General features: G+C 72.5%; 11 protein-coding genes and 1 pseudogene. 7 read left to right on the top strand and 5 right to left on the bottom strand.

The window, feature by feature from the left end; genetic code table 11:
- Positions 1-53: 53 nt before the first annotated feature.
- From GUI43_RS28750 to GUI43_RS28730, 5 genes are read right to left on the bottom strand one after another with little or no spacing between them, the layout of a single operon-like run.
- Positions 54-923, bottom strand: a complete 870-nt coding sequence (locus GUI43_RS28750) for a hypothetical protein (RefSeq protein ID WP_112700203.1) — start codon at positions 921-923, stop codon at positions 54-56.
- Positions 924-955: 32 nt separating this feature from the next.
- Positions 956-1753, bottom strand: a complete 798-nt coding sequence (locus GUI43_RS28745) for an aminoglycoside phosphotransferase family protein (RefSeq protein WP_112582754.1) — start codon at positions 1751-1753, stop codon at positions 956-958.
- Positions 1750-2433, bottom strand: a complete 684-nt coding sequence (locus GUI43_RS28740) for a TVP38/TMEM64 family protein (protein WP_112700202.1) — start codon at positions 2431-2433, stop codon at positions 1750-1752. The genes GUI43_RS28745 and GUI43_RS28740 overlap by 4 nt, the downstream gene beginning before the upstream one ends.
- Complete coding sequence (locus GUI43_RS28735) at positions 2430-3149, bottom strand: type 1 glutamine amidotransferase (protein ID WP_091407683.1); 720 nt, start codon at positions 3147-3149, stop codon at positions 2430-2432. Before GUI43_RS28735 ends, GUI43_RS28740 begins: the two co-directional genes overlap by 4 nt.
- A complete protein-coding gene (locus GUI43_RS28730; protein WP_091407686.1) occupies positions 3139-4386 on the bottom strand; it encodes a MurT ligase domain-containing protein in 1248 nt (415 codons plus the stop codon). Before GUI43_RS28730 ends, GUI43_RS28735 begins: the two co-directional genes overlap by 11 nt.
- 355 nt (positions 4387-4741) lie before the next feature.
- Between GUI43_RS28730 and mraZ the strand changes: the two genes are divergently transcribed.
- The 7 genes and pseudogenes from mraZ (at position 4742) to mraY (ending at position 13425) form a co-directional block, all read left to right on the top strand.
- Positions 4742-5173 carry a division/cell wall cluster transcriptional repressor MraZ gene (gene mraZ, locus GUI43_RS28725; RefSeq protein WP_030488958.1) on the top strand — a complete coding sequence of 144 codons (432 nt, stop codon included), beginning with the start codon at positions 4742-4744 and terminating at the stop codon, positions 5171-5173.
- Between the two features lie 206 nt (positions 5174-5379).
- Positions 5380-6417 (top strand): annotated as a pseudogene (gene rsmH, locus GUI43_RS28720) (16S rRNA (cytosine(1402)-N(4))-methyltransferase RsmH); the annotation flags it as partial.
- A gap of 61 nt (positions 6418-6478) precedes the next feature.
- Entirely contained in the window at positions 6479-7084 is a 606-nt protein-coding gene (gene ftsL / locus GUI43_RS28715; protein ID WP_112605082.1) for a cell division protein FtsL, read from the top strand.
- 3 nt (positions 7085-7087) lie between these two features.
- The gene (locus GUI43_RS28710) at positions 7088-9295 is read left to right on the top strand and encodes a peptidoglycan D,D-transpeptidase FtsI family protein (RefSeq protein WP_112700201.1); all 2208 of its coding nucleotides are present in this window, start codon (positions 7088-7090) and stop codon (positions 9293-9295) included.
- A 52-nt stretch (positions 9296-9347) separates the two neighbouring features.
- Positions 9348-10910, top strand: coding sequence for a UDP-N-acetylmuramoyl-L-alanyl-D-glutamate--2,6-diaminopimelate ligase (locus GUI43_RS28705; protein WP_112582750.1), 1563 nt, complete (start codon positions 9348-9350; stop codon positions 10908-10910).
- Positions 10907-12304 (top strand): UDP-N-acetylmuramoyl-tripeptide--D-alanyl-D-alanine ligase, encoded by a 1398-nt coding sequence (locus GUI43_RS28700; RefSeq protein WP_112700200.1) that lies wholly within the window; start codon positions 10907-10909, stop codon positions 12302-12304. The genes GUI43_RS28705 and GUI43_RS28700 overlap by 4 nt, the downstream gene beginning before the upstream one ends.
- Positions 12301-13425 carry a phospho-N-acetylmuramoyl-pentapeptide-transferase gene (gene mraY, locus GUI43_RS28695; RefSeq protein ID WP_030334519.1) on the top strand — a complete coding sequence of 375 codons (1125 nt, stop codon included), beginning with the start codon at positions 12301-12303 and terminating at the stop codon, positions 13423-13425. The genes GUI43_RS28700 and mraY overlap by 4 nt, the downstream gene beginning before the upstream one ends.
- Positions 13426-13640 lie beyond the last annotated feature (215 nt).

Below are 13640 nucleotides of genomic sequence, written 5' to 3'. Positions count from 1 at the left end.
CGTGCAGTCGCCGGATCAACCAGACCAGCCGCCCGGCGGTTGCGCTCCGGTGGTCACGGGCAGGGCGGCAGTGGCGGCAGCCGGTCCGGGCGCAGCAGCGAGTACGCGTGCTGCTGTGCCGGGTCCGAGTTGTTGTCCGGGTCCACCAGCAGCGCCTCGTCCAAGACGACCGCGTGGGCGTGATCGGCTGTCAGCCGCACGTACGACCCGGTTCGTAGGTCGGCCACGTACCAACCCAGCTGGTATTGGAAGATCACCAGGTCTCCGACAGCCCTGGGCGTGGCCACCTTGTGGAAGGGGTCGACGGTCGGGGGTCTGGTGCCCGGTGGCAACGAGGTAGCGGCTGCCGGAGCCGGCGGAGGGGTCACGCGGAACACGCGGACCGGTGCCGCCCAGTCCGGTCGCCAGACGGTCAGGGTGCGCTCGTCGCGGGACACCCAGGCCGTGGTCTGGCCGTCGGTGGTCACGTCGACGGTGGTGCCCGGTCCCGGGCTCGGCTGCGGCGCGGACCGAGCCTCACCGTCCGGACCGACCGCGTTCAGGTGGCCCGTGGTCCGATCGAACCAGAGCAGGTCGGCGCCGTGGAACCCGACACCGGCCACCGGGCCGGCGGCCACCGTGCGGACCGTCCCGGCAGCCAGGTCGTGCAGGGTCAGCTCGTTCCGGTCCTCGCCGAGGACCTTGGTGACGGCGAGCTTCCCGTCGCGCAACGGGGGCCGGTGGAGGAAGTCCGCGGTGCCCAGTAGCTGCCGTGGTGCGGCCCCCGACTCCGCGTCCCAGGCGAAGAGTTCGGAGCCGCCGCCGCCGTGGGGTGCCGCTCGCATGAGGCTGCTGCGCGCGCGCTGGCGCTGCCCGATGCCCTGCCGGCGGGATCGTCGTCCGGCTGTCACCACCACCGACCCGGCGCTGCTGGTGGCCGACACGGTGACCTACCCGGTGCAGGTCAACGGCAAGGTCAGTGGACCTGTCGCCCCGGCGGAGGACAGGCGGTCACCGCTACGACACTGCGATGGGTGTACAGCCAGTTGTGCCAGCGGCGTATTCCGTCGGGCACGCCTGAGGCGCGCAGCCGGAGCATGGCCGGCTCGCCCCGCTCGGCGCCGGCGTCGATGCCCCGCCAGGTGCTCCCGATCTGATCGAGCATCACGTCCACCAGCTCACCCCGGTCCAGTGCCGGCGACGCCGCCTCGTAGGCGTCGCAGAGAACGCGACACCGTCGGCCCAGTTCGGCGGGATCGGCATCCTCACCCAACGCCGCCCAGTGCCAGCCGGCGAACGCCACGTCCTCGATCCGCCGGCCCGGCGCGGCCAGGTCCCAGTCGAGGAAGGCAACCGGGAGCGGCCCGGCGGGGAAGTCCCGGTACACCGTGTTCTTCGGGGACAGGTCGCGGTGGCACACGGTCTCGGCGTCGCCGGACAGGTCGGTGTCCGCGCACGCGTCGTGCAGCCGCCGGATCAGCTGGCCCAGTCGCACCAGCGCCGGGTCGGCGAAGAATTCGGGGTCCTCCCGGTCCCGCCACGGCACGCGCCCCGGGACGTAGCTGAGCATCTGCCGACCGTGGGCGTCGACGCCCAGGTGGCGGGGCGCGAGGTCCGCGCCCACCCCGGCCAGGTGGCGCAGCAGCGCGCCGACGAAGTCCAGGTTGGCGGGCGGGGTACGTCGTACCGTGTCGCCGACCCGGACCACGGCGGCGATGAATCCGCCGGTGAGTGGCTCCTCGGCAGAGCTGTCGGTCGGCTCGGGCACGGTCATACCGGCATGCGACGGCGCTGGCGTTCGGCGCGCCACCACTGGTGGATGAGCACCAGGCTGGCGATCAGGCCGAGGCTGGCCGGGGCGGCGGCGTACCAGTTGACGTGGCCCGGGGAGCTGACCGCCGCGCCGATCGCCGCGTAGCCGAAGGCGGTCGGCGCGGACGCGATCACGCTGCCGGCCAGGAACGGCAGCACTCGGGCGCCGGTCGTGCCGTAGCCGTAGCTGACCAGGCCGAAGCCGGCGATCGGCAGCAGCCGGACGGTGACCACACCGAGCACACTCTGCCGGGCGAACCAGCCGTCGAGGCGGGCCAGGCGACCGCGGACCCGAACGGCCACGAACTCCCGGCCGAGCAACCGGCCGACAGTGAACCCGATCGCCGCCGCCACCAGCGCGGCGCCCAGGGCGTACGCGGCGCCCTCCAGCGGGCCGAAGATCGCACCTGCGGCGAGCGTGATGAAGGTCCGGGGCACCAGCGCGACCAGCAGCAGCGCACCACCGAGGATCGCCGCCACCGGGGCGAGGTCGCCCAGCCGGTCGGCGACCTGCGGCAGCCGCGCCGGATCCGGCCGGGGCACCAGCAGCAGCAGTAACCCGCACCCGCCGATCAGCAGCACGAGCAGGGCGAACCGGGCGGCCGACGGCTGCCGGAGCAGCCGCCGGACGGCACGGATCATGCCCGGGCGGCGGCCACCGCGGAGCGGCGCTCGTTGCGGAGCCGGTCCGACCAGGTGTCGTCCAACGGCGGGAGCTGGTGTGCCCCGGTGGCCCAGCGCAGCAGCAGGTCGGCCAGGGCCGGGTTGCGAGCCAGCGCCGGCCCGTGCGAGTAGGTGCCCAGCAGCTTGCCGCGCCACGCGCCCTCGGTGGCACCGTCGTTGCCCACCCCGGCGGTGACCCGGGCCAGCGGGGAGACCTCTGGACCGAGGTGGGTGCGGCCGCCGTGGTTCTCGAAGCCGGTCAGCGGGGGCAGGCCCAGGCGGGGGTCGATCTCACCGGCCAGCTCGCCCACGGCCCGGCTCTCACCCCGGTCGGACCGCAGGTCGAGCAGCTCCAGCCCGCGGCACTGCACACCCTTGGCGAAGAACGAGGTGCCGAGCAGCTGGTAGCCGGCGCAGACGCCGAACACCACCGAGCCCTGCGCGACGGCGCGGTGCAGGCCGCCGTCGGCCAGCAGCCGCTGGGCGCCGAGCGCCTGCGGGCCGTCCTCGCCGCCACCGACCAGGTAGATGTCGGCGGTCGCGGGCAGCCGCTCGTCGGAGCGGACCTCCAGCACCTCGACCGGCATCCCACGCTGACGGGCCCGCCGGGCGAGGATCAGGGCGTTGCCCCGGTCTCCGTAGGTGGAGAGCAGGTCGGGGTAGATCCAGACGATGCGCAGACTCTCAGATGACACGGTCCAACTCCGCTCGGATGTCCTGGAACGCGGTGTAGTTCGCGATGACCTCCAGCCGCCCGGGCGGGACCGACCGGAGTGCGTCGTCGAACGTGCGGACGTGCTGGAACGGCACGTCGTTGACGTCCAGTCGAACCGCCAGGTCGTACGCCCGGTCGCCGGTGATCAACACCTGCCGGCCGCGCAGCGGGGCGAAGTCGACGTCGTAGAGCCAGGAGGTGTCCAGACCGTCGGGGTCGCGCGCGTTGATGGAGAGCAGCGTCGGCGCGTCGTCGGCCATGTCGAACGCCTCCAGCCAACTGGCCGGGTTCTTGGCCAGCAGCAGCCGGATGTTGCGCCCGTCCTTGTCGACCTGGGCGTAGCGACCGGCCACCGAGGTGACGATGCCGAGGCGGGACACCGCGTCGACCGGGCGGACGCCGAATTCGGCGGCCACCGCCAGCGCGGTCGCCGCGTTGCCGAGGTTGACCTTGCCGGGCAGTTGGAGGGAGACCTTGTGCCAGGCGCCGGTGGGGTCGAGCACGCCCTCGTCCTCCACGACCCAGTGCGGCTCCGGTCGGCGCAGCGGGCAGCCGGTGCACCACCACTGCTCGCCGGAGCGCTGGATGGTGGAGCCGCACTCCGGGCAGACCCAGGAGTCGTCGTGCCAGCGTTGGCCGGCACTGAACCACGTCACGTGCGGCGGGTTGATGCCCCGGGCGGGGTCGCCCGGTGGGGTGGCGGCCCACACGACCAGCGGGTCGTCGGCGTTGGCCACCACCCGTACGTCGGTGTGCCGGACCAGCGCCGCGCGCCAGAGCTGCGCCATCATGGCGACCTCCTTGGCGCGGTCGAGCTGGTCGCGGGAGAGGTTGAGCAGCGCGACCACGTGCGGCTCGGTCGCCTCCAGCACCTGCGCCAGGTAGTGCTCGTCGACCTCCAGCACCGCGTACGGGGTGCTGCCGGCCTTGGCCAGCGCCGAGGTGTGCCCGCTGGGCATGTTGGCGCCGAACGAGTTGGTGGCGACCCGGCCGAGCACGCCGACCGCGGCGGAGGTCAATCGGGTGGTGGTGGTCTTGCCGTTGGTGCCGGAGACGAGCGCGATCGCGCGCCCGGCCGACAGGTGGGCCAGCAGGTCCGGGTCGATCTTCAGGCCGATCCACCCGCCGATCACTGAACCGTCGCCACGGCCGGCCGCCCGGGAGAGCGCCGCGGCGGTCCGTGACACGGAGCTGGCCACCTTGGCCCGTAGGGGCATTTTCGCGTCCGTCACGCGAGCGAGGTTACCGGACCGCCGGCCTCACCAGATCGCCGCCGACGGTGAACCGTTCGGCCGTGGTGGCTGCGCTGGCGGCCGGGTCGGCGTCCCCCGGACGGAGTCGATCTATGTCGGAAAGCGGACCACGCCGAGGAGCGGCCGGAGCCCTCCACTCCGCTCCACCCCTTGTGACGTGCGGTTTTGTCGTCGGGTCAGGCGCGCCACGCGGGCGAATTTGGTTGCGGGTGGAGGGAAGTGGAGTAGAGTGGGGACCAATGGTGAGGCCGGGAGGGCTCACCGGCCCGGGGGGTCAGCGGCGCCGCGAACGCCGCTCAAGGGCGAGGGGGTTGGGCCGATGTTCCTCGGCACCCACACTCCGCGCCTGGACGAAAAGGGCCGGTTGATCCTTCCGGCCAAGTTCCGGGATGAGCTGGCGGGGGGTGTCGTGGTCACTAAAGGGCAGGAGCGCTGCCTCTACGTCTTCCCGACCCCTGAGTTCCAGCGGATCGCGGAGCAGTTGCGCGCACAGCCGATGACCCACAAGGCGGCCCGGGCCTACAGCCGGGTCTTCTTTGCCAGCGCGCACGACGAGGTTCCGGACAAGCAGGGCCGGGTGACCATCCCGGCTCATCTGCGGGCCTATGCCGCGCTGGACCGCGAGTTGGTGGTGATCGGCGCGAGCACGCGGGTGGAGATCTGGGACAAGGTCGCCTGGGAGACCTACCTCGCCGAGAGCGAAGACGACTTCGCCGACATCGAGGAGGGGGTGCTGCCCGGCGGTCTGTAGGGCGGTAACGGCGCCCGACGTACTGCGAGATCTCCAGCCGCTTTCGAGTTCCTGGCATCACTTCCCCGGTGCCAGGCGCACGATCCAGTCATTGGGCGACGGTCCGGTGTCAGGCGGGAGCGGATGGGGATCTGGCGGTACGACGGCAGCGCCGTCCGACGACAGGCGCACGAGAAGAACGGACGTTTCAACCAGTGGGGGTCATCATGGGGGAGTTGCGCGGCACGCACGTGCCGGTGCTGCTCGAGCGGTGTCTCGAGCTGCTGGCCCCCGCGCTGGGTCGAGGCGGCCGGACGGTCTACGTCGACGCGACGCTCGGTCTGGCCGGGCATGCGGAGGCGGTGCTGGAGGCGCATCCGGAGACGGTCCTGATCGGGCTCGACCGGGACACCGAGGCGCTCGCTCACGCGCGGGTCCGGCTGGCCCGGTTCGCCGATCGGGTGCACCTGGAGCACGCCGTCTACGACGAGTTGCCGGACGTACTGGACCGGCTGGGCTATCCGGCCATCGACGGCATCCTGTTCGACCTGGGTGTCTCGTCGTTGCAGTTGGACGCGCCCGACCGAGGGTTCGCGTACGCCCAGGACGCGCCGTTGGACATGCGGATGGACCAGACCCGGGGGGTGACCGCCGAAGAGGTGGTCAACACGTACGCGCATCCGGACCTGGCCCGGGTGCTGCGGGTCTACGGCGAGGAGAAGTTCGCCGGCCGGATCGCCTCGGCGATCATCCGGCAGCGGGAGCGGGCCCGGATCACCTCGTCCGCGCTGCTGGCGGAGCTGGTTCGGGACTCCATTCCGGCACCAGCCCGACGAACGGGTGGGCACCCGGCAAAGAGAACGTTTCAGGCTTTACGGATCGAGGTAAACAGAGAGCTGGCAGCGCTGGAGACAGCGTTGCCATCCGCACTCGACGCACTGACCGTGGGCGGTCGCATGGTGGTCCTGTCCTACCACTCGCTGGAGGACAGGCTCACCAAGGCGGCCCTCACGGACCGGGTCCGCAGTAAGGGCCCGATTGACCTCCCGGTCGAGCTTCCCGGGTCCGGTCCGACGTTCCGGCTGCTCAGCCGGGGCGCCGAGCTGCCGGGGGAGGCGGAGGTCGCCGCGAACCCGCGGGCCGCCTCGGTGCGGCTGCGGGCCGCGGAGCGACTCGACCCGAACGCGACAGAGCAGGGGCGGACCGACCGCGAACGGTCTCGCCGACGGGTGAAGGGAATGCACCAACCGGGCACGGGGTCCGCCTGATCCGTGGGGGGTCAGGGGCACCGGGACGGCTAGAGGGACGGACGTTAGGGGGAGGGACATGAGCATTGACAAGCGCGACCGCCGGGACGTCACCGGCGGCGGGCAGCGCGCACCGCGGTCGGGGGGCCGGACCGCGGCGGAGCGGGCTCCGCGCCTCGGAAACGGTACGCCACGCATCGATCGAACGAATCGGCAGGGGGAGACTCGCGCCCGGGGGGCGCGCGAGTTCCCGACTCAGGGCACCGCCGCGCTGCGACCGGTCGAGAAGGCCGCCAGCGCCACCAGCGCCCGGCCGCCGCGGCTGCGGGTGGCGCCGCCGCCGCCGATCTCGGTGCCGCGTGCGCCGTTCGCGGCGCTGATCGTGGTGCTGGTGGTCGGCGGGGTGCTGGGCATCCTGGCGGTCAACACCAAGATCAATGAGAACGCGTTCCGGCTGGAGCGGTTGCAGCAGCAGCAGGCTCGACTGGACCTGGAGAAGCAGCAACTGGACAAGCAGATCGCCGACGCCGAGGCGCCGGGCAACCTGACCGCCGAGGCGCGGCGGCTGGGCCTGGTCGACGCCGGCGAGCCGGGCTACATCCGGCTGCCGGACGGCAAGACCCTCGAGGTGCCGCAGCCGGCGAACGGCCAGCCGTCGGTGACCAGCCAGGGTGCGGGAGGCTGACCGGTGCCACCAAGGTCGGACGAGCCGCGCCGGGACCCTACGGGGTCCCGGCGCGGTTCTGCACGTGATGCCGGGCCCGCCGACGGGGAGCCGCGCACCGGCGAGCCGGGCATCGGGGGCATCTCCGGCGCCCGGGCGTACACCCCGAGAGGTCGGACCGTCCGGGAGGAGCGCGGTACGCCTGCGCGCGGTCAGGGCGCCGAACAGCGGCGTACGCCGCGCAGCACCCGGTCCGGTGACCCGTTCCGGCCGGCGTTGCAGGTGCTCGACGGCGGTCGGGCCGCCGCCCGGTCCGGCCGGCGCGACGCTCCGGCGGCCGGCCGCGGTGGGGTGGTGCGCACCGTCGCGCCGCGTACCCCCCGTGGCCCGGGTGGGGACGAGCCGCCGCCGCGTCGCCGGACGACGCCACGCGCGCCGCGGCGCACCGACCGACCGGCGGCCCGCCGGCCGTCGCGCAAGCCACGACGCCCGCCGAAACTGGCCGACTCGCGGTTGCGGCTGCGGCTGGGCACCGTGCTCGCCCTGACGCTCTTCGCCACCATCGGGATCCGGCTGATCTACCTCCAGGCGGTCGACGCTCCGGCGTACGCAGGGGGCGGCATCGCTGACCGACTCCGCACGGTCGAGCTGCCGGCGCCGCGGGGCGCGATCTACGACAGCACCGGCGCGCCGCTGGCCCGTAGTGTCGAGGCGCGGTACGTGTACGCCGACCCGACCGAGGTGAAGGACTCGGCCGCCGTCGCCAAGGCGCTCTCCCCGCTGCTCGGCATCCCGGTGTCGAAGCTGATGGAGTTGATGAAGCCGCGCAAGCTGGAGGACGGTAAGGCGTCCCGATTCGTGTACCTGGCGCGGGGAGTGGAGATCTCCACCGCCAAGCGGGTGCAGGCGCTTGACCTCCTCGGCATCGGGGTGCACCGCGACGAGCGCCGTGAGGTGCCCGGCGGTGACCTGGCGGCCAACCTGATCGGCTTCACCAGCCAGGACATGGTCGGGTTGGAAGGGCTGGAGGCCCGCTACGACGACGTGCTCGCCGGTCAGGACGGCAAACGGGTGTACGAGGCCGGCCTCGGCGATCTCGCCGCGCCCATTCCAGGTGGCTACAGCCGGACGACCCTCGCCAAGCCGGGCAGTTCGCTCGGCCTCACCATCAACCGCGACCTGCAGTTCCGGACGCAGCAGATCCTCAGCGCGCGCATGGCCCAGGCCCCGGGCGGCACGGGCGCCGCCGTGGTCATCGAGATTCCCTCCGGCGCGGTGCTGGCCCAGGCCAGCAACCCCACCTACGACGCGGCGAAGCCGGTGCCCAGCGACCCGGTCGCCCGGGAGGACGCCGCGACCAGCTTCGTGGTCGACCCCGGCTCGGTGCACAAGGCGATCACCTACGGCGCGGCCCTGCAGGAGGGCGTGATCACGCCGGACACCACGTTGCCGATCGCCAACAACATCAAGATGGGCGACACCTGGTTCTCCGACACCCATCCGGCCAACGGCAGGCGGATGAGCGTGCCGGGGATGCTCGCCTACTCGTCGAACGTCGGCACCATCACGATCGCCGAGAAGCTCGGCCGGGACCGGTTGATCGACTACCAGAAGCGGTTCGGGCTGGGCAAGCCGACGGGCGAGGGGATGCCCGGGGAGGCCAGCGGGCGACTGCTGCCGGCCGACGAGTGGAGCGAATCGTCGCGTGGGTCGGTGCCGATCGGGCACAGCGTCGACGCCACGCCGCTGCAGATGGCCGCCGCGTACGCCGCCATCGCCAACAACGGCACGTACGTGCAGCCGCACCTGGTCAAGGAGGTGATCGGCCCGGACGGCAAGCGCGCCCCCGCGCCGGCCCCGCTGACCCGGTCGGTGCTCAGCCCGCAGAACGCGGCGGCCCTGCGCACCATGCTGGAGGCGGTCACCACCGTCGACGGCGCCACCGGCGTCACCGCCGCGGTCCCCGGCTATCGGGTCGCCGGCAAGACCGGAACCGGATCACGGCTGGTCAACGGCAAGATAGAGACCGACAAGGTGTCCTCCTTCATCGGCATGGCTCCCGCCGAGAACCCCCGCTACGTGATCGCCGTCTTCGTCTACACGCCCAACGGCGGGGGCGCGGCGATCGCCAATCCGGCGTTCCGGGACATGATGCAGTTCACTCTGCGTCACTACCGGGTGCCGCCCTCGACTGGCGGATCCGCGCCCAAGTTCGTGGTCTATCCGCGCTGAGCAGCGACGGCGGGACATCATCGGTGAGTGCCGACGAACCACCGGGGCGGCTGTGCGGCCGGAACCGGACGACCGGGTAGGGTCTGACGCCGTGCCCGGCAATCCACGTCCACGTACCGTGACCGGAGTCCGGCTCGGTGACCTCGCCGTCCGGCTCGCCGTCGACCTTCCGGCGGACGCCGCCGCGGTGGTCGTCTCCGGGGTCACCCACGCCAGCCAGGAGGTTCGCTCCGGCGACCTCTACGCGGCGTTGCCCGGTGCCCGTCGGCACGGCGCGGAGTTCGCCGCCGGCGCCGTCGAGGCAGGTGCCGTGGCGCTGCTGACCGACCCGGCCGGCGCGGAGTTGGCGGCGGGGACCGGCCTGCCCACCCTGGTGGTGCCCGACCCGCGCGCCGTGCTCGGCGAGCTGGCCTCGGCCGTGTACGGCGACCCCACAGCCGATCTCACAGTGATCGGGGTGACCGGCACCGCGGGCAAGACGTCCACCGCATACCTGATCGAGTCGGGGCTGCGGGCCGCCGGGCACACCACCGGGCTGGTCGGGACGGTGGAGACCCGGCTCGGTGATCTGGTGATCGACAGTGTGCGCACCACCCCCGAGGCGACCGACCTGCACGCCATGTTGGCCACCGCCCGCGAGCGGGGGGTTACCGCCGTGGTCATGGAGGTCTCCAGCCACGCGCTGGCCATGGGCCGGGTGGGCGGTGTGCGGTTCGCCGTCGGCGGTTACACCAACTTCGGCTCCGACCACCTGGACTTCCACGCCGACAGCGACGACTACTTCGCCGCGAAGGCGCAGCTGTTCGACGGGCGCTGCGCGGTCGAGGTGCTCAACCACGACGACCCGGCGTTGAAGCCGCTGCTCAAGCCGACCACTGTCACCTACTCGGCGGCCGGTGACCAGGGCGCGACCTGGTGGGCCGACGGTGTGGGCGGCGAGGGGTACGCCCAGCGGTTCACCGCGCACGGCCCGAACGGCGTGGCAGTGTCCGCCGGTGTCGCCCTGCCGGGCCGGCACAACGTGGCCAACGCGCTGCTGGCCATCGCCACCTTGGTCGGCGCCGGGGTGGACCCGGTGACCGCCGCGGCCGGTGTGGCCGCCTGCGGTGGCGTCCCGGGCCGGCTGGAGCTGGTCGACGTGGCCGCGCCGGTGCGCGGGGTGGTCGACTACGCGCACAAGTCGGACGCGATAGTGGCCGCGCTGGCCGCGCTGCGCGAGTTGAGCGCCGGCCGACTGATCTGTGTGATCGGCGCCGGTGGAGACCGGGACCGGGGCAAGCGGCCGGTGATGGGCGCCGCCGCGGCGGAGGGAGCCGACGTGGTGCTGGTGACCGACGACAACCCGCGCACCGAGGACCCGGGGGAGATTCGCGCCGAGGTGCTGGCCGGGGCGTACCGGGCCGGCACTGCCGCCCGGATCATCGAGGTGGCGGGCCGCCGCGCCGCGATCGACGAGGCGGTGCGGCTGGCCGAGCCGGGCGACGTGATCGCGCTGCTCGGCAAGGGCCACGAACGCGGCCAGGAGGTGGCGGGCCAGGTGCTTCCGTTCGACGACAGCATCGAGTTGGCCGAGGCGCTGCGGGCCCGCTTCGGGGACCTGGCGGGTCAGCGGTGATCGCGCTGAGCCTGGCCGAGGTGGCCGCGGCGGTCGACGGGCGGCTGGTGGCCGCCGAACCGGCCGCCACCGTGACCGGGTCGGTGGAGTTCGACTCGCGCAAGGTGGGGCCAGGTTCGCTCTTCGTGGCCTTCCCGGGGGAGAAGGTCGACGGGCACGACTACGCGGCGACGGCGATCCAGGCCGGCGCGGTGGCGGTGCTCGGCAGCCGAGAGGTGCCCGGGGTGCCGATGGTGCTGGTCGAGGACGCCCTGACCGCGATGGGCCGATTGGCCCGCGCGGCGGTGGACCGGCTGCCCGGGCTGACCGTGATCGGCGTGACCGGCTCGTCCGGCAAGACCACCACGAAGGATCTGATCGGTCAGCTCACCGCCCGGCTCGGGGCCACTGTGGCGCCACCCGGCTCGTTCAACAACGAGCTGGGGCACCCGTACACCGCCCTCCAGGCTGACCCGGACACCCGCTACCTGGTGATGGAGAAGGGCGCGCGCGGGGTCGGGCACGTGCGGTACCTGTGCGAGCTGGTGCCGCCCCGGATCTCCGTCGTGCTCAACGTCGGCACCTCGCACATCGGCGAGTTCGGCTCGCAGGACGCCATCGCCCTGGCCAAGGGCGAGCTGGTGGAGGCGCTGCCGCCGGACGGGCTGGCCGTGCTGAACGCCGACGACCCCCGGGTGGACGCGATGGCGAGCCGCACGCAGGCCCGGGTGGTCCGCTACGGCGAGGCGCCCGACGCCGACGTGCGCGCCGAGGACGTCACGCTCGACGAGCGGGGTCACCCGTCGTACACCCTGGTCACCCCGGAGGGGCGCGCGCCGGTGCGGCTCCGGCTGGCCGGCCGTCACCAGGTCGGGAACACGCTGGCGGCGGCGGCGGTCGCCCGGGAGCTGGGCATGCCGCTGGCCGAGCTGGCCACGGCCCTCGGTGAGCTGGGGCTGGTCTCGACCCGACGGATGGACGTCTTCGACCGCCCCGACGGGGTGACCGTGATCGACGACTCGTACAACGCCAACCCGGCCTCGATGGCGGTAGCGGTGCGGGCGCTGGCGAGCATGGGCCAGGGGCGGCGTACCGTCGCGGTGCTTGGTTACATGGCCGAGCTGGGCCCGTTCGAGTACGACGGCCACGCCGAGATCGGCCAACTGGCGGCCGAGCTGGGTGTCGACCGGCTGCTCGTGGTGGGTGAGCCGGCCGCGCCGATCCACGAAGGCGCGACAGCGGTAGCAAACTGGGGAGGAGAGTCGGTGCTGCTCACCGATCAGGCGGCGGCCGTCGAGGTGCTGCGGAGCGAGCTACGACCGGGTGACGTCGTCCTGGTCAAGGGCTCCCGGTACCGGACCTGGGAGGTGGCCGACGCCCTGCGCGCCGACGCCGGTGGGGAGTCGACCCGATGAGGGCGGTCATCGTCGCCATCGGGGTGGCCTTCCTCGTCTCGCTCTTCTGCACCCCGATCGCGATCAAGGTGTTCACCCGGCTCAAGGCCGGTCAGCCGATCCGGTCCGACGGCCCCGCCATGCACCAGGGCAAGAAGGGCACGCCCACGATGGGTGGCGTGGTCTTCATCCTGGCCACTGTGATCGCGTACGTGGCCGGGCACCTCGCCCTGACCACCCTGCCGGACCAGCAGATCGCCCAGGTGGAGCCGACGATCACGGCGCTGGTGCTGCTGGGGCTGATGGTGTTCTCCGGCGCTGTGGGTTTCCTCGACGACTTCCTCAAGGTGCGCAAGCGCAACAGCGCCGGGCTGAACAAGCGCGGCAAGCTGCTCGGCCAGATCCTGGTCGGTGCGGTCTTCGGGGTGATCGCGCTGTGGTTCCCGAGCACGATGACCAACGGCTCGGGGCTGGCGACCAACACCGAGACGGTGGGCAGCACCACGCTGAGCTTCATCCGGGACATCGACTTCCTGGAGGTCAGCAAGGTCGGGGCGGTGATCATCTTTATCTTCGTGGTGATGGCCGCGACGAACGGCGTCAACCTCACCGACGGCCTGGACGGTCTGGCCACCGGCGCGTCGGTGATGGTGCTCGCCGCGTACGCGCTGATCGCGTTCTGGCAGTACCGGCACTGGTGTGCCGACCCGAACTACACCCAGCCGTACTGCTACGAGGTCCGCGACCCGTTGGAGATCGCGCTGATCGCCGGGGCGGCGGCGGGGGCCTGTGTGGGCTTCCTCTGGTGGAACACCTCCCCGGCGCGGATCTTCATGGGCGACACCGGGGCGCTGGGGCTGGGCGGTCTGATCGCCGGCATGGCGATGTCCACCCGCACCATCCTGCTGCTGCCGATCATCGGCGGGCTCTTCGTGATCATCACGATGTCCGTGGTGATCCAGATCATCTCCTTCAAGACCACCGGTAAACGGGTGTTCCGAATGTCTCCGCTCCAGCACCACTTCGAGCTGGCCGGCTGGAGCGAGGTCAACATCGTGGTGCGCTTCTGGATCATCGCCGGCATCGGCGTGGCCATCGCCCTGGGCCTGTTCTACAGCGAGTTCCTCGCCAACATGACCTGATCCGCGGGGCCGACACGCCCGAGGGGGCGTTCTGGGGGTGTCGGGCGTGTTTAGCGGTGATGATGTCGGGGTGGGGGAGGACATCGGCACTGAGGGCAGGGCAGGCGGGCGGGCGCGGCGGTCGCCGGGCGCGTCGGGGCGTACCGCGGAGGCGGTTGCGCCAACCGACGACGCGCGGGGGCCGGAACCGGGCGCGGCCGCGCGTGCGGCGGAAC

It is taken from the genome of Micromonospora noduli (assembly GCF_003264365.1).
Lineage (GTDB): Bacteria > Actinomycetota > Actinomycetes > Mycobacteriales > Micromonosporaceae > Micromonospora > Micromonospora noduli.
Note: the sequence above shows the minus strand (reverse complement) of the source record. Positions and strands in the feature narration are given on the sequence as shown.